The sequence below is a fragment of the Phascolarctobacterium faecium DSM 14760 genome, assembly GCF_003269275.1.
Classification (GTDB): domain Bacteria; phylum Bacillota; class Negativicutes; order Acidaminococcales; family Acidaminococcaceae; genus Phascolarctobacterium; species Phascolarctobacterium faecium.
Window position 1 is genome coordinate 1 of sequence record NZ_QLTS01000001.1, and the last position, 17,293, is coordinate 17,293.

The 17,293-nt window shown below is 32.0% G+C and carries 18 protein-coding genes; all 18 read left to right on the forward strand.

Annotated elements, in window-relative coordinates; genetic code table 11:
• Positions 1-399 (forward strand): sugar transferase (locus tag C8D73_RS00005; RefSeq protein WP_146739211.1); only part of this gene is annotated, 399 nt, incomplete at its 5' end.
• Positions 396-1,151, forward strand: a complete 756-nt coding sequence (locus C8D73_RS00010; RefSeq protein WP_211305750.1) for a glycosyltransferase family 2 protein — start codon at positions 396-398, stop codon at positions 1,149-1,151. The genes C8D73_RS00005 and C8D73_RS00010, both read left to right, overlap by 4 nt.
• Complete coding sequence (locus C8D73_RS00015) at positions 1,142-1,951, forward strand: glycosyltransferase family 2 protein (protein ID WP_113076916.1); 810 nt, start codon at positions 1,142-1,144, stop codon at positions 1,949-1,951. The genes C8D73_RS00010 and C8D73_RS00015 overlap by 10 nt, the downstream gene beginning before the upstream one ends.
• Positions 1,952-1,975: 24 nt before the next feature.
• Positions 1,976-2,713 carry a glycosyltransferase family 32 protein gene (locus C8D73_RS00020; protein WP_113076917.1) on the forward strand — a complete coding sequence of 246 codons (738 nt, stop codon included), beginning with the start codon at positions 1,976-1,978 and terminating at the stop codon, positions 2,711-2,713.
• 6 nt (positions 2,714-2,719) lie between these two features.
• Positions 2,720-3,688, forward strand: coding sequence for a glycosyltransferase family 2 protein (locus tag C8D73_RS00025; RefSeq protein ID WP_113076918.1), 969 nt, complete (start codon positions 2,720-2,722; stop codon positions 3,686-3,688).
• 26 nt (positions 3,689-3,714) lie between these two features.
• On the forward strand, positions 3,715-5,457 hold the full coding sequence (locus C8D73_RS00030; protein ID WP_113076919.1) for an ABC transporter ATP-binding protein: 1,743 nt from the start codon (positions 3,715-3,717) through the stop codon (positions 5,455-5,457).
• 17 nt (positions 5,458-5,474) lie between these two features.
• Complete coding sequence (pseB, locus tag C8D73_RS00035; RefSeq protein WP_113076920.1) at positions 5,475-6,461, forward strand: UDP-N-acetylglucosamine 4,6-dehydratase (inverting); 987 nt, start codon at positions 5,475-5,477, stop codon at positions 6,459-6,461.
• Positions 6,461-7,615, forward strand: coding sequence for a UDP-4-amino-4,6-dideoxy-N-acetyl-beta-L-altrosamine transaminase (pseC, locus tag C8D73_RS00040; RefSeq protein WP_113076921.1), 1,155 nt, complete (start codon positions 6,461-6,463; stop codon positions 7,613-7,615). Before pseB ends, pseC begins: the two co-directional genes overlap by 1 nt.
• Positions 7,616-7,640: 25 nt before the next feature.
• Complete coding sequence (locus tag C8D73_RS00045; protein WP_211305751.1) at positions 7,641-8,651, forward strand: adenine nucleotide alpha hydrolase family protein; 1,011 nt, start codon at positions 7,641-7,643, stop codon at positions 8,649-8,651.
• Positions 8,652-8,667: 16 nt separating this feature from the next.
• Positions 8,668-9,363, forward strand: coding sequence for a pseudaminic acid cytidylyltransferase (pseF, locus tag C8D73_RS00050; protein ID WP_113076922.1), 696 nt, complete (start codon positions 8,668-8,670; stop codon positions 9,361-9,363).
• A 7-nt stretch (positions 9,364-9,370) separates the two neighbouring features.
• Complete coding sequence (gene pseG, locus C8D73_RS00055) at positions 9,371-10,432, forward strand: UDP-2,4-diacetamido-2,4,6-trideoxy-beta-L-altropyranose hydrolase (RefSeq protein WP_113076923.1); 1,062 nt, start codon at positions 9,371-9,373, stop codon at positions 10,430-10,432.
• Positions 10,401-10,865, forward strand: coding sequence for a GNAT family N-acetyltransferase (locus C8D73_RS00060; RefSeq protein WP_113076924.1), 465 nt, complete (start codon positions 10,401-10,403; stop codon positions 10,863-10,865). The genes pseG and C8D73_RS00060 overlap by 32 nt, the downstream gene beginning before the upstream one ends.
• Positions 10,866-10,921: 56 nt before the next feature.
• Complete coding sequence (gene pseI / locus C8D73_RS00065) at positions 10,922-11,947, forward strand: pseudaminic acid synthase (protein WP_113076925.1); 1,026 nt, start codon at positions 10,922-10,924, stop codon at positions 11,945-11,947.
• Between the two features lie 576 nt (positions 11,948-12,523).
• Positions 12,524-14,317 (forward strand): LIC12162 family transferase, encoded by a 1,794-nt coding sequence (locus C8D73_RS00070; RefSeq protein ID WP_113076926.1) that lies wholly within the window; start codon positions 12,524-12,526, stop codon positions 14,315-14,317.
• Positions 14,314-15,129, forward strand: coding sequence for a LicD family protein (locus tag C8D73_RS00075; RefSeq protein ID WP_113076927.1), 816 nt, complete (start codon positions 14,314-14,316; stop codon positions 15,127-15,129). The genes C8D73_RS00070 and C8D73_RS00075 overlap by 4 nt, the downstream gene beginning before the upstream one ends.
• A 57-nt stretch (positions 15,130-15,186) precedes the next feature.
• On the forward strand, positions 15,187-15,915 hold the full coding sequence (locus C8D73_RS00080; RefSeq protein WP_113076928.1) for an SDR family NAD(P)-dependent oxidoreductase: 729 nt from the start codon (positions 15,187-15,189) through the stop codon (positions 15,913-15,915).
• Complete coding sequence (locus C8D73_RS00085; protein WP_170123137.1) at positions 15,908-16,444, forward strand: DUF2284 domain-containing protein; 537 nt, start codon at positions 15,908-15,910, stop codon at positions 16,442-16,444. The genes C8D73_RS00080 and C8D73_RS00085 overlap by 8 nt, the downstream gene beginning before the upstream one ends.
• Positions 16,445-16,456: 12 nt before the next feature.
• Complete coding sequence (locus tag C8D73_RS00090; RefSeq protein ID WP_113076930.1) at positions 16,457-17,170, forward strand: phosphocholine cytidylyltransferase family protein; 714 nt, start codon at positions 16,457-16,459, stop codon at positions 17,168-17,170.
• Positions 17,171-17,293: the final 123 nt, after the last annotated feature.

Here is a 17,293-nt window from a genome sequence, read left to right on the forward strand (position 1 = left end):
GCGGAAGCCAAATGCGGGCCGGTACTGGCTGCGGAAGGGGACCCAAGGATCACAAAATTCGGCAGATTTATGAGGGCTACCAGACTTGATGAGCTGCCGCAGCTGTTCAATGTGCTGAAAGGCGAAATGAGCATCGTCGGCCCCAGGCCGGAACGACCATTCTTCGTTAAGCAGTTTATTGCCCAAAAACCTGAATATGACTATCGCCACAACGTAAAACCAGGCATCACGGGCCTGGCACAGATAGCAGGCAAATATAATACCAGTGCCTATGACAAGCTGATCTACGACCTGCTGTATATACAGGATGTCAGCGTCAAAACAGACCTGATGATCATGCTGCAGACATTCAAAGTTTTGCTGACAAAAAGCAGTACCGAAGGAGTACAGGGAAAATGATTGATGGTTTAGTTTCCATAATAATGCCTGCCTATAATGCAGAAAAATATATTGCAGAAGCTATCGAAAGCGTATTAAAGCAGACATACACAAATTGGGAACTGATTATTGTTAATGATTGTTCAACCGATAAGACAGAACAGATCATAAAAAAGTATCAAGAACAGGATCAGCGTATTAGACTTTGTTCTTTAATTAAAAATAAAGGTGTTGCAAATGCCAGGAATACAGCAATAAAAAATGCAGTAGGTAGGTATTTAGCTTTTTTAGATAGTGATGATATGTGGTTACCGGAAAAATTAGAAAAACAAATAAATTTTATGAAAAAGAATGGTTATAGTTTTACATATCATTCATATAGAATATTTATAGTTTCAGATAATTCGTTGGGAAAGATTATCAACGTACCTATACAAGTGAATTATGAAAAATTATTACAAGGAAATAGTACTGGAAGCTGCTTAAGCACCTGTATAGATAGAAATATAGTTGAAGAAATTTATATGCCTAATGATAAACATGAAGATTTTATTTGTTGGTTAAATGTTTTAAAAAAATATGGCATTGTCGGTTATGGTATAAGTGAATGTTTGGCATATTACAGAGTTGGTAAAAAATCGGTAAGTAGCAATAAGTTTAAAAGTGCGTATTGGACATGGAATGTCTATAGAACATCGCAAAGATTATCTATTGTACAATCTATTTATTACATGTTTTTTTACATTAAAAGTGGACTTAAGAAATGGAGTTAAAGAAAGTCATGCGTTCAGTAGAAATTTTATTAAGCTGTATGAACGAGGAAGATTATTCAATAATTTCAGGATCGAATATTAAAACGAATACAGTAATCATAAATCAATGCAGTGAAAATTCTATGAATCAAATCAATATCAACAATAATAAATATGTAAAATGGATAAATAGTACAGAGCGAGGATTGTCTAAAAGCAGAAATATGGCAATTCATAATTCTTGTGCGGACATATGTTTAATCGCAGATAATGATGAAAAATTTGATGATGATTGTGAACAGAAGATATTAAAAGCATATGAGGATTTACCAGATGCAGATATTATTATTTTTGATTTACATAATAAACCTACAAAATTAAAGCCTAAAATTTATCTACCAAAAAGGTTGGAAATGTTGAGGGTATGTTCTTGTCAAATAACCTTTAAAAGGGCATCAATAATTGATAATAAACTTATATTCGATGTAAAACTTGGCGCAGGTACAGGAAATGGAGCCGGAGAAGAAAATAAATTTTTACTGGATTGTTATGATAAAGGTTTAAAAATATACCATGTGCCCGAAAAGATTGCAGTAATGACAGAAAATGAATCAACATGGTTTACTGGATTTGATGCGGATTTCTTTTATAAACAAGGTATGTCAACCAGATATATATTGGGTTTTGGGTTAAGCTGTACATATGGATTGTATTATGCAATTTCTAAGCATAATCAATATAAAAAAGATATTAGTATTTTTGGTGCATTAAAAAACATATTGAGCGGTATTTTTGATAATAAGTTAACGAAAAAAATTTGAAAAAGCTGAATCTGGAGAAAAACAATGATACCTAAAAAGATCCATTATTGCTGGTTTGGCGGTAGTCCATTACCTGATGTAGTAAAAAAATATATTGAAACTTGGAAGAAATATTGTCCCGATTATGAAATAAAAGAGTGGAATGAAAATAATTTTGATGTCAATCAGAATAAATATTGCAGTGAAGCATACGAAGCCAGAAAGTGGGCTTTTGTCAGTGATTATGCTAGATTAAAGATTTTATATGACTATGGTGGTATTTATATGGATACTGACGTTGAAGTATGCAAACCATTAGATCACTTAGCAGGTTATGCTTTTTGGTCGGGATTTGAGTCGGAGAGTCAGATCCCGACAGGAATCATGGCTTCCTGTCGGGATAATGAATTATTGGGATATTTATTATCCTACTATAATGAAAAACACTTTAAGGACGCAGATGGCAGTTATGATACTACTACTAATGTCATAACAATTACCAAGATGATAAAGGACAAATATAATGTTGAACTAAATAATACATTTCAAATATTTGGAGAAAATTATGCTATCTTCCCATTTGAGTATTTTTGTGCGAAAGATTTTTTTTCAGGGAAAGTGAGCAAGACAGAAAACACTTATACGATACATCATTTTAATGGATCGTGGCTTAACAAATGTGAGAGTAGAAAAATAATGATAAGGAAAATATTAATAAATTTAATAGGTGTAGCTCATGTGAAAAAGATACTGTATTTTAAGAGATGGGTGTTTGGTCGGTGAAGAGATATGTTGTTTAGTATTTTGATTCCTGTTTATAATTCTGCTCTTTATATAGAGCAATGTATTAAATCGATAAAAAATCAAAGCTATAAAAATTTTGAATGCATCATTGTTAACGATGGTTCTACGGATAATAGTCTGGATTTAATAAATGACATTATCGAAAATGATGCAAGATTTACTGTTATATCTCAAAGTAACAAAGGAATTTCTGATACACGTAATAAATTGCTGGAAATGTCAAACGGTGAATATATTGTATGGGTGGATTCTGATGATTTTGTAGATATGGATTTACTATACACTCTTTGGGAAAAAATTTCATGCAGTGGTGATGATGCATATAGTTTTAATTATACTTGCTTTGGAAGTCCTTCCAGTAAACTAAAAACAATAGAGTTATTTAAAAAAATGGATATATTAACATCTAAAGATATATTAAAGCATCTCGCCAAAGAAGTAAAAATGCCAAGTTTTTTATGGAATAAGGTGATAAAAAAGAGTTTGTATAATGGATTAAGATTCTCATCTCAAAAGGTAATGTTAGAAGATTATGAAATTTTAACGAGTGTGTTTCTAAAAATTAATAGGATGGTCTTTATCGACAATAACTTATACTTTTATCGACAAAACTCTAATAGTATTACGCATAATGTAAATGTTGAAATAATTTCAGAAAATAATATAACAATTGCTAAAAGAGAACAAATGATTTTAGAGGCATACCCTGATTTGCTTACAGCAGTAAAAATTGGAAGGGCATATAGAGCTCTTTCTTATCTTACATTTCTAAGGAAAATATGTGATGATTATGAAATTAAGCAGAAAGAACAGAAAAATTTGCGTAAATATTTATATTTGTTTTTGTTGGATGAGGATATAAATATTAAGAAAAAACTGGCAGCCTTGTTACTTTCGGTAAATTTAAGAATATATGATACCATGTTGCGACTATATTCTAAAGAATGCTTTTAGCGTAGCTTAATGGGGAGAAAAACTTAATGAAATCTTTATTTAAGATTTTTACAATATTTACACCGTCACAACTAAGAAAATGCGTATTTATAGTATTGGCAATGATTATAGGTGCTATTTTAGAGGCAATAGGTATAGGAGCAATTTTACCATTGATCTCCATTATGGGAAATCAAGATTTTTTAACAGTATATCCAAATGTCGCTCAATATGCGGAAATTTTTGGTATAACAACACATATAGAATTTATTATGGCAGCTACATTTTTGCTTTTAATACTATATGTTATAAAAAATATTTATTTAGTATGGCAAAATAAAATGCAGATTGACTTTGCTATTCAAAACCAAATTTATTATTCAGAAGGATTGTTAGCAGAATATTTGCATAAGCCATATCTTTATCATCTTAATCATAACACAGCTACGTTATTAAGAAACGTTAATGCTGGCGGTGTTGTTGTTTTTTCCAATATAATGGTGTCAACTTTTACGTTATTGACTGAAGTAATAACAGCTGTAACTATATGGTTACTGTTGGTTGTGATAGACGCTTTTACTGCAATTATAGTAGCTGGCTTTATCGGAAGTCTTTTATATTTTATTATTAAAGGATTTCGTAAAAAAATTACTGAACAGGGCAGAATTCAAAATGAATATTCTGCTTTATATATAAAATGTATAAATCAAAGCTTAGGTGCCATTAAGGAAACAAAAGTATCGTGTAAAGAAGAATTTTTTCTGGACGTTTTTCAAAAAGCATATTTTGAATATGGTAAAGCCAATGGTAAGTTTCTGTTTATGAATCAGTTGCCCAGGATGCTTATTGAGACAATTATTGTCTGCGGTTTGCTGCTCTTGATAATAACAAAGCTGTTATTAGGTAGCCAGCCGGCAGAAATAGTTCCCTTATTGGGTGTGTTGGCATTAGCGGCCTTCAGGTTAATGCCTAGTGCTAACAGGATAGTGAATTTATCTAATAACATCAGATTTCAAATGCCGTTATTCAACGAATTATATGATGATTTGCTGATTATAAAAAGTAAAATCGAACACAATACAAAGATTGTTTTACAGAATAATAAGCAAAAAATGAAGTTTGAAAATGTGATTTCTGTAGAAGAACTCGGTTTTACTTATCCAGAAATAGAAAAGCAGGTTTTAAGGAATATAAGTTTTAGTATCCCAAAAGGAAAGTTTGTTGGTATAGTTGGACCTTCCGGAGCTGGCAAAACGACCTTTGTTGATATTTTGTTGGGTCTATTACCACCAAGCAGTGGAAGAATCAGTGTGGACGGGAAGAATATTTATGACGATATACGCACATGGCAGGCCAATTTAGCATATGTTCCCCAAAACATTTATTTAATAGACGGTACCATCCGAGAAAATATTGCCTTGGGGATAGATGAAAAAGAAATAGATGATGCTTTGATCAATAAAGTACTGCATATGGCAGAACTTTATGATTTTGTACAGGAACTGCCAGCAGGTATTGATACAACCGTAGGCGAACGAGGTGTGAAGCTTAGCGGCGGACAGCGGCAGCGGATTGGCATTGCAAGGGCGTTGTATTATCAGCCACAAGTCCTTGTGCTTGATGAAGCAACATCAGCCTTAGATAACGAAACAGAAAAAAGTATTACTGATACCATTTTAAAACTTAAAGGGCAAATAACAATTATAGCTGTTGCCCACAGATTAACGACATTGGAACAGTGTGATTTTAAGGTTAAATTTGAAAATGGTAAAGCAGAAATAATAAATTAAGATAAGGGATGAAATCAATGTTCAATGACAAATCAATTTTAATTACTGGTGGGACGGGTTCTTTTGGTAAGAAGTTTATAAAGATTCTTTTAGAAAAATATCAGCCTAAAAAGATAATTGTTTATTCTCGAGATGAGCTTAAACAATTTGAAATGCAGCAAGTATTCAATTCACCCTGTATGCGCTACTTTATTGGTGATGTTCGTGATGAATATAGATTAAAGCAGGCTATGAATGGGATCGATTATGTAGTTCATGCAGCTGCTCTTAAACAGGTTCCGGCAGCAGAATATAATCCAATGGAGTGTATTAAAACGAATGTGCATGGCGCACAAAATGTTATTAATGCAGCGATTTATTGTAATGTAAAAAGAGTGATCGCGCTTTCAACAGACAAGGCTGCGAATCCAATTAATTTATATGGAGCGACTAAACTGGCTTCGGATAAACTTTTTGTAGCTGCTAACAATTTAGTTGGTGACAGAGAAACAAGATTTGCTGTTGTAAGATATGGCAATGTTGTAGGTTCTCGTGGTTCTGTAGTACCTTTTTTCAAAAAGCTTGTTGAAGAAGGTGCAGAATTTCTGCCAATAACAGATGAGCGTATGACCAGATACTGGTTGAAATTGGAGGATGGGATAGAATTTGTGCTCAAGAATTTTGAACGGATGCAGGGCGGAGAAATTTTTGTACCTAAAATCCCTTCTATGCGTGTAGTTGATTTGGCTAAATCGATTGCTCCGAATTTGCCAATCAAAGTTATTGGTATTCGTCCTGGTGAAAAATTGCATGAGGTCATGTGTCCCTCTGATTTGTACTACGATACTATTGAATTTGATGACCATTTTGTTATCAAACCAAGTATTACCTTTACTACGGCTGTTGATTATACAACAAATGCTTTAGGTGAAACAGGCTATTATGTAGCTGATGGGTTTGACTACAGCTCTGGTAATAATCCTCATTTCTTAACCGTCGAAGAGTTGAAGGAGATGAATAAATAGTGATTTTTTATGGAAAGCAGAGCATTGACGAAAATGATATAGATGCAGTAGTGGAGGTTTTAAAGTCTGATTTTTTGACACAGGGACCTGCTATTGAAAAATTTGAAAAATGTGTAGCGGAGTATTGTGGTGCTAAATATGCTGTAGCGGTTACCAGCGCTACGGCTGCTTTACATATTTCCTGTCTTTCAGCTGGGTTGGGCAAAGATGATATCCTTTGGACATCCCCAATAACTTTTACTGCATCTGCTAATTGTGGAAGATATTGTGGTGCTGATGTAGATTTTGTAGATATAGATCCATCTACATATAACATGAGTATTGCCGAGCTGGAGAAAAAACTACAAGCGGCAGAGATAAAGCCGAGAGTAGTAGTGCCGGTACATTTGGCTGGTCAATCGTGTGAGATGGACAAAATCTATAAATTGTCACAGAAATATGGGTTTAAAGTAATTGAAGATGCTTCACATGCCATAGGAGCTGATTATAAAGAAACTAAGGTTGGCTGCTGCAAGTATTCCGACATGACAGTATTCAGCTTCCATCCGGTAAAAATAGTAACTACTGGTGAAGGCGGCATGGTTTTGACTAATGATAAAGATTTGTATGAAAAGTTAGTATTGTATCGCAGTCATGGCATAACACGCGATCCAAAACTTATGACTGGGATTGCTGACGGTCCCTGGTATTATCAACAGATAGATTTAGGATTTAACTATCGTATGACTGATATGCAGGCTGCCTTGGGATATAGCCAGATGCAGAAAGTTGATGAATTTGTCAGTAAAAGACGTTATTTAGTCAAACGATATAATGAATTATTAAAAAACATCAATGGTATTCAGTTGCCAGATCAAAATGAAGATACTAAATCTTCCTGGCATTTATACGTTGTCCGGGTGGATTTTTCTAAAATAAGTAAAACTAAGAACCAAATTTTTGCCGAGATGAAAGAGAAGGGGATATGTTTAAATTTACATTATATTCCTGTGCATACGCAGCCGTATTATGAAAATTTGGGCTTTAAAGGTGGGGACTTTCCCAACAGTGAAAAATATTATGAAGAAGCATTTACATTGCCGTTATATTATGCATTGACTGATGAGCAGCAGGATCACATCGTAAAAAGTTTAGTTGAGGTGTTAGGCGAATAGTTTAATTATTATGGAGGTAATTATCATGGAGATAAAGGTTTGTAAAGCGTGTGGTTTTATTCTTGATACCAGGCCTAATATGAAATCTGAAAATGGTATATGTTTATCTTGTTTAAATAAAGACAGGAAAAATAGTATTGATTGGAAAGAGAGGCAAAAGTGGTTAACAGCATATATAGAAAAAACTAGAAATAGAAATGTAGAGTGGGATTGTGTAGTTGGTGTATCTGGCGGGAAAGATTCATGTGCCATTGTAAAAAGATTGTTTGAGTGTCATGGTGTAAAAAAAGCATTGTTGGTACATGTTTGCGATGAATTTACACCGTCATTGGCAGGGTTACATAATTTGGATAATCTGGCTAAAAAATATAATCTAGACTTAATAAACTTTAGGTGTGCGCCTCAAACCTTTGTTGAAGAAACGAAAAAGAGCTTTTTTGAGGAATTACATCCGTTGAAATGGATAGAATCACAGTTATATTCAAAGCCTTTAGAAATTGCTGCAGCATTTAATATACCACTGGTATTTATGGGAGAAAATCCTGCTTTTGAGTATGGTGAAAGTGAGGAGTGTGAGATTTTTCATCCTGCAAGTAATGAGAAAACAAAAGTAATATTTATGGGATCCATTTGGCCATATTCAAATATTGATTCACTTGAACAGGCAGAAAAAATGGGGTTCAAGCAGTTATCTGATTTTGATGATTGGCAAAGACAGGGCAGCATTGATGATTTTACGCAAATAGATAGCAAAGGTTATATGATACAGCATTGGACCAAATTTATTAAATTTGGATTCCAGCGCGTATCAGACATGGCATGTAGATTTGTACGAGAAGGGAAATTGACAAAAGAACAGGCACTGCAATTAATAAAAGATTCTGATTATATTTGCGATCCGCTTGCGAAAAAAGATTTTTGTAGAACGATTGGTATAACTGTGCAAGAATTTGATGAAACTGTTGATAAATTTGCCAATAAGGATATTTTAGTAAAAGATGCCAATGGCAAATGGCGTAGGAAAGATTTGTTATAAAAAAAGAGGTTTGTCAATGTCAGCAATAGCTATTATAACTGCACGAGGCGGCAGCAAGCGTATTCCAAAAAAGAATATCAAAGAGTTTTGCGGTAAGCCGATAATTGCTTATTCTATTGAGGCGGCATTCGCAAGCAAAATATTTACTGAAGTTATGGTATCGACAGATGATCCTGAGATTGCTGATATTGCTATCCAGTATGGAGCTAAAGTTCCGTTTCTGCGTAGCAATGAAACCTCTGATGATTTTTCGACTACCAGAGATGTATTAGATGAAGTGATAGCAACATATAAAACAAAACTGAAAAGAAGATTTGATTACGTTTGCTGTATTTATCCGACAGCACCATTTGTATCTGCTAAAAAGCTTAGAGAGGCTTATGATATGCTGAAGGATTGTAAGACAGATCAGGTTATCCCCGTAGTGCAGTTTTCTTTTCCACCTCAAAGGGGATTTATCATTGATTCTGCTGGAGCCTTACGGTATAAATGGCCTGAAAATCAACGTAAACGGTCACAGGATCTTGAGCCGTTTTATCATGATGCCGGACAATTCTATTTCTTTGATGCTGAAGTATTTTACAAGCAAAAACAAACGACTGAATTATCAATAAAACCCTATATCTTATCTGATCTAGAAGTTCAGGATATCGACAATATAGAAGATTGGCAAATTGCAGAAATAAAATACCAATTGGCGCAACAGAGGTAACATATATATGAAAGTTGTTTTTCGCGTAGATTCATCGCTGCAGATTGGCAGCGGGCATTTAATGCGTTGTCTTACCATGGCTGAACGATTGAAAAAAGAGAATGACGCCGATGTATATTTTGTTATGCGTGCTTTAAGTGGCAATTTAATAGATTTGGTGAAGCAAAAAAAAATTTCTGTTTTGGAATTGCCGCAAGCTGGATCGTCTTCAGCATTATCTGGTTATGCAAAATGGCTTACAGTTACACAGGAGCAGGATGCAGCAGAAACTATTGCAAGTATGAAAGCCATAGGAACACCGGATGTATTGGTTATCGACAGCTATGCAATAGATATAAAATGGGAAAGTATATTGCGCCTTCACGTAAAAAAAATCATGGTTATTGATGATTTAGCAAACAGGAAGCATGATTGTGATATTTTATTAGATCAAAATGAATATCTTAATAAAGATAAGCGATATGAAGGTCTGGTACCGCAAAATTGCAAGCTGCTTTTAGGGGCGCGGTATGCTATTTTACGTGAAGAGTTTTATAAAGCAAGAGAAAAAATGCGCCTTCGCGATGGAAAAATAAAGAATATTTTAGTTTTTTTTGGCGGCAGCGATCTGAGTAATGAAACGATAAAGGCACTGGAAGCTATAGTTTTACTTCAACGTCAGGATATTAGGGTCAATGTCATTGTAGGACAAAGTAATCCGAACAAAGAAGCTATAGAAAATTTTTGCAAAAAAAATAATATGTATTATTTTTGCCAAATAGATAATATAGCAGAATTTATGAATCAAGCTGACTTGGCAATTGGAGCAGGTGGTACAGTGACTTGGGAACGTTGTTTTTTAGGTTTGCCGGCATTGGTTATAGCGATTGCTGAAAACCAGGTAGAATTAACTGTCAATTGTGCCAGTAAAGGGATTCTTGTATTTTTGGGTGATAAGAGTAAGGTTACAACTACTCTTTTAAGTAAAGAGATTTATAAGCTGGAAGGTGGAGAACTATTAAGGCTTGCACAAAATTGTTTGATCGAAGGAGCTTGCTATGGAAGAAAAGATATATTTACGGAGAGTTAAAGAAACGGATATGAAGCTGTTATTTGATTGGCGGAATAATGAACTTGTTCGTAAAAATTCTTTTTGTATGGACCCTGTTGAGTGGAACGAGCATGTGAAATGGTTTAATACTACTTTAGTAAAGTCTTCGGTACTATTTTTTATTCTGATATGTAAAGAACAGGAAGTTGGTCAAATACGAATAGATTTAGAGTTGGATAATACTGCAATTATCAATTATAGTATTGCAGAAAAATATAGAGGTTTGGGTTATGGAAAGCAAATTTTACATTTAGCAGAAACCGAGCTATATGAGCGGTTTAAAAACAAGTATATGTTAAAAGCTTTAGTAAAAGAAAATAATATTTCTTCGCAGGTAGCTTTTGAGAGACTTGGTTATATTCTTCAAAATACAAATAGAGATATTTTTAAAACATATATTAAAATTCTTTAGAATGTATGGTAAATAATCAAATGAAGATTTGTTTTAAAGAGAGGATATTTAAAGAAATGAACCAGTTTAACATGAGGCAGCCTTTTATTATTGCAGAAATGTCTGGCAACCATAATCAGTCATTAAATCGAGCTTTAGAAATAGTTGATTTGGCAGCTGAGGCTGGTGTGGATGCTTTAAAAATCCAAACCTATACAGCAGATACCATGACTATTGACAAAAATGACGGTGAGTTTTTTATAGAAGATAAGAGAAGTTTGTGGAAGGGTGAATCGTTATATTCGCTTTATCAAAAAGCATATACTCCTTGGGAATGGCATCAAGCGATATTTCAAAGATGTAAAGAAAAAGGAATTATCGGCTTTAGTACGCCTTTTGATTTCTCATCGGTTGATTTTTTGGAAGAACTGGATGTTCCTTTCTACAAAATTGCGTCTTTTGAAAATGTGGATTTGCCTTTGATAAAAAAGGTTGCACAAACAGGCAAACCGATTATAGCCTCAACCGGTATGGCCAGTTTGGCAGAATTGGGTGAATTAGTAAGTACTGCAAGAGAAAACGGCTGCATGGATCTAACATTATTAAAATGTACAAGTAGCTATCCAGCTACCCCAGAGGGAAGCAATTTGCTTACTATACCACATATGCGTGAATTGTTTGATTGCAAAGTTGGCGTGTCTGATCATACGTTAGGAATTGGCGCAGCCATTGCAAGTATTGCATTAGGAGCGACTGTAATCGAAAAACATTTTACAATTTCACGAGCTGATGGTGGTGTAGACGCAGCTTTTTCGTTGGAACCACAAGAAATGAAACAGTTGGTTATGGAAGCTAAAGCTGCTCATGCAGCACTTGGAAGTATTAAATATGGTATTAATGAACAGGAGCAGAAATCACTCCAGTTCAGAAGAAGTCTATATATTGTAGAAGACATGCAGGCCGGGGATGTTATTAGCGAACGCAATATGCGCAGTATAAGGCCAGGATTGGGTTTAGCTCCAAAGTATTATGATATTTTGCTGGGCAAAAAAGTGAAAGAAAATGTAAAACGAGGGACGGCGCTAACATGGGATATGATTTAGATAAGCAAAAAGAGTTGTTTATATGGAGAAATTAGCATTATTAAATAAACTAAAAATATATGATAAAAATATAAATATTATTGTTTGTTTAAAAGAATTTGATAGTTAAAATGCAAACTCAATTTAGAAGACATAATGATAGCATATGTTTTTCAGGCAGGATCATATATTAAAGAACATCAACTTAACATACAATGTAAAACTGAGTTTGTAAAAAATAGGTGGTTTTATTAGCATAAATGTAGAGATGAGGGACGTTGTGAGAAACAGGAAGTAGTGAAGGTGCTACATTGTTACCATTATTGTTAGATATTTCAGATAATTTCTTTAAGAATGTTTATGAATTTGATATTTTTGGGTAAAATCAAATGGCGGTAAGGAGAAACTTGCATTACAAGAGTTTGATAGAGTGTCAAATCAATGAATGTAAGAATGATTTTAAAATAATTTTTGTTGTTCCATAAATAAAACACTTTTAAAGTTTATTAATGGTACATATTATTCAAATCAAAACGTCATTGTTGCAATTAAGTCTGGATTTAAATAATAGAATCCAAATATTTTAGGAGGTGTGTGGTGAAAAAATTAATTTTTGATACGACTGAGAAACAAATTAATAATCATATCTTCCTTAATATTGAATCAATTCTTTCTTGTAATAAAGATATAGAAGAAATGTTGAAAGATAAAAGTCTGCAAGAATTAAAAAAAATAAATATAGATAATGGTGAAATAGGTTACTATTATAAACTGTTTTTGGAGTTGTTGAGTAAATGGCTTAATAACAAACATAATGAAAAACATAAAAAAATATATTGGGAAACTATATTAACACCGTGGCTATATGAGTTCATTTCAAGAGAGTTATACATATATAAAGGAATTAATATAGTGCTTGATGATGAACAATACATTAGTGATTATTATGAAGATAATGAATATTTAACTGCAGAAAATATAAATGATTCGTTTGATAAATTATGTAGTGATAAAAATTTTAATAAAATAACATATTCTTTACAAATGAAATATTTTCAAAATATTTCATTTGTAAAGAAAGAACTTTCTTATTCGTTTGTACAATGCAATCAAAGGTCTTATGTAGGTAAAATAAAAAGCTTATTAAAGCATCCTGAGAAGATACTTGAATATGTAGGACGTAATTTATCATTAATAATTTTGAAAAATAGTGAGAAGTTACTCGGGTGTGATGATAGAATTATTTTGCGGCTTCCATTTCCGGACTCTTTTCATAGAAGACTAAACTTATTGAAATTGTTGTTTAAATCTAAATTTAAAATAATTTCTTATATGGATAAAAATAATAAATTAATATCTAAATATTCTGCAAAAGATAGAAATAAACTAATAATGTATCTGAAAGAAAATACTGATAAAGATGACAGATTTTGTAGTATTTTAACTGAACTAATTCCTTATGCTTTACCTAAATCCTATTTAGAAGGATATAATAATATGGTTGATTTTGTCTCTAGTTTTATAAAGGATAGACCACGACAAATTTTTGGAGTATCTCCTTTTTTTACAAGTGATGATTTTAATATGTATACAGCATATTGGAGAGAAAAAGGTATCAAAATTATAGGGGCACAACATGGGCTTAATTATGAATTTGAGCAAGATATTGGAAGGACGGAATATATACTATCTGATATATTCTATACTTGGGGTAACTTGTACGAAAACGATAATACAAAAATAAAAAAATTTTGCGCTTGGGATTTAGAAAAAAATAAAAATATTAAAGGAAAAGGCTCGAATATTCTATATGGACTGACAGATTATAATCGTTGTAAAGTTTCGATACAATATAGTAAATTTATTGATTATATATACAATAATATAATATTTTTAAATAGTATTGATCAAAAAAAACGTGATAATGTAGTTGTACGTTTAAGAAATACTGCAGAAAAAAATTGGCAATATTCGGAAAAAATAAGAGTAAAATGTCCTTGGGTCAAATTTTCTAATGCCAATATTCATAGTTTTGTGCATGACCTTATAGATACAAAAATTTTTATTTGTGATAACATATCTACTTGCATTGCTGAGGCACTGATTAATAATATCCCAACAATTATTTTTTTAGATAAAAAAATAATTGAAAAAACACTTTATAAAGCAAATTATGAAATATTAGATAAATTGGAATGTGCTAAGATTTTATTTTATTCACCTGAGGACGCAGCGAAGCATTTAAATTTAGTCTATGATGATTTGGAGAAATGGTGGGATGATCCTTTTACGCAACAAATAAAAAAGGAATTTTGTGAAGGGTACATAAGAACAGATTCGAATTGGTTAGATAAATGGTGTGATTTATTAATGAGTGAGGAAAAAGCATGAATTCAAGAATTACATTACAAGAATTACAAATGGTAGAAGTAAATGTACTAAACGAATTTATCAAATTTTGTGATGATAATGATCTCAAATATTTTGTAGTGTATGGTACTTTGTTGGGAACAATAAGACATAATGGAATCATTCCCTGGGATGACGACATTGATGTATGTATGCCTCGGTATGATTACCAAAGATTTATAGAGTTGACAGAAAAGAATGGTCTTAATGATTTTATAAAAATTGATAATCCTTTGCATAATACTCATAGTTCAAGCTTAATAGTTAGAGTGTATGATAATAGGACCGTAATTACAGAAATTGATTTTGAAATAGGTGTTTTTATTGATATCCATCCATTAGATGTATTTCCTGAGAATATCATGATAAGAAAATTATGGTTTGGATGGATTTGGGTTCACAAAAAAGGATTAATTTTATCAAGAGCCAAATTGAGGAGTTCTTCGATTATAAAGTTTTGCCTAAAATTGATATTTTTACCACTCATTATAGTTGCAAAAATTATGGGGTTTAAATATTTTAAAAATATGATAATACATTCAGCACAATATTACTCTTCAAAAAATTGTAGTTCAAAATATTTAGGGATAATTTTAGCAGATTGGCCGTTAGGAAAATTTGCATTAAATAGAGTTTATTTTGAGAAGAGGATGTTGAAAATATTTGAATGCCTAAATGTAAGCGTTCCATCTGGTTATAAAAAATTATTGAATTTGTGGTATGGTAAATATATGATTTTACCAACTGAAGAAGAGCAAAAACCTAAACATGGATTTGTGGCATTTTGGCGTTGAATGTAAATAAAAATTCAGAGCGAGTTTGAGTATATATTTACTTGGGAAGTATGGTGAATGATGAATATAGTGTTAGTGACTGGTGGAACTAAAGGAATTGGTAAGGCAATAGTTCTAAAATATCTACATCAAGGCTGTTATGCAATAATTACTTATTCTAGTGATGACGAAACAGCAGAACTTTTTCAACGAGAATTGGATGTGAACTACAAAGATAAATATGAAATTATAAAAGCTGATCTTTCAAAAATAGAAGAAGTAAAAATTATGTGTAACATTATCAGGTGTAAGTATCGAAAAATAGATTATTTGATATTAAATGCAGGGGCAACTAATAGAAATAGTTTTAGTGATATGACAATAGATGAGTGGAATTATGTAATTAATGTGAATTTAACGATGCCATTTTTTATAGTACAGAGTTTAGTTGATTGCATTATCAAGGGTGGTAGTATTCTTTTTATAGGTGCGGTTATGGGTATTTATCCTCATGCAATAAGTATTCCGTATGCTGTATCAAAAGCAGGAGTGCATATGCTTAGTAGGCAGTTGGTTAAGCATTTAGCGCCATACAAAATTACTGTAAATACTATAGCTCCAGGATTTGTTGATACACCTTGGCAAAAAAGTAAACCATTAGAACAACGAATTCGTATCGAAAATAAAATTGCATTAAAGCGATTTGCTTTACCTGAAGAGATCGCTCAATTGTGTTGGGATATTTCTCAGAATGCATATATTAATGGCAGTTTACTGGAAATTGACGGAGGTTATTGTTATGAGTAAGACTGCATTAGAAGAATTGAAAAAAGTAATACAAGTTAATCCATATCTTACATTAGAGTCAATAAGATCTGAAAGTTTTATCTTTGAAAAAAGGGTTAGGCTAAATTGTTTTTATTGTACTAAATATAATACTAAGTGGACCTGTCCACCGAGAATTCCAGAATTTGATTACAAAGCGATTATAGAAGAATACCAAAATATTGCAATCTTAAAATATGAGAGAGTTTTTAAAAAAGAGGAATTTGATTTAATTCGTAATCAATCAACAAATGATGTTCATAGAATGTTACTGAAATTAGAAAAATATTTATATGAACATAACGATAGTTTGGCTATATCATTTATTGGGGGATCATGTAAACTTTGTAAAAATGGTTGTGCAAAAGATAAATGTAATAACCCAGGAATGGCTAGAATACCATTGGAAGCTACAGGAGTTAATGTTATAAAAAGTTTAGACAATATTGGCATAAAAATAGAATTTCCATTAATAAATAAATTTTATAGATTTGGATTAATTGCTTGGTGAAAGGAGTATGGAATGAACTATATAATTTTAGCAGCTGGTGTAGGTACAAGATTACATCCATTAACAAATGAAAGCCCTAAATGTTTGTATAAATTAGATGATATAATGACAATATTAGAAAGAACTGTGTCGATGATTAATAATAATGATTGTAATGGTAGGATCATTATTGTAACAGGTTTTTTTGAAGAAAAAATAAGAGAGAAAACTAAACATTTAAAAAATGTAAAGTATATATATAATCCATTTTATAAAGTAACTAACAGTATTGCTTCGTTATGGTTTGCTCGTCAGTATTTAACTGGTGATGTAACGATTTTAAATGCGGATATTGTTTTTGATAAGAGACTTTGTGAAGAAATTATTATTAGAAAATTTGAAGGTGCATTTGTTTTAGTTGACAGTTCTATTAAAACGGATGGTGATTATAATGTTCAGATACATGATGATGCTGTTACAGTAATGAGTAAAGATTTAAAGGAATATTATGCTGAATATGCCGGAATAACTAAATTAGATAGTTGTTCTAGTAAATTATTATTAGATGAGGTAAATAGTATGGTAAATAAAGGTTATTATGACCAATGGTATGAAAATGCATTGGTACAGATGATTTTTATGCATAATTTTAAACTAAAATATTTTGATGTTTGTGATTATCATTGGACAGAAGTAGATAATGTAGATGATCTCTTAAATGCGAAACAAATACATTTAACTAAATAGTTTTTTAAAGTAGTTTATGTTTTTTATATATGATGACTATTTTAGTAAATAAATTTATAGGTTTTTATAATACGGTGTTTTGTTATATAATAGAGCGGTAGTAAATATAAAAAATAAAGAGGT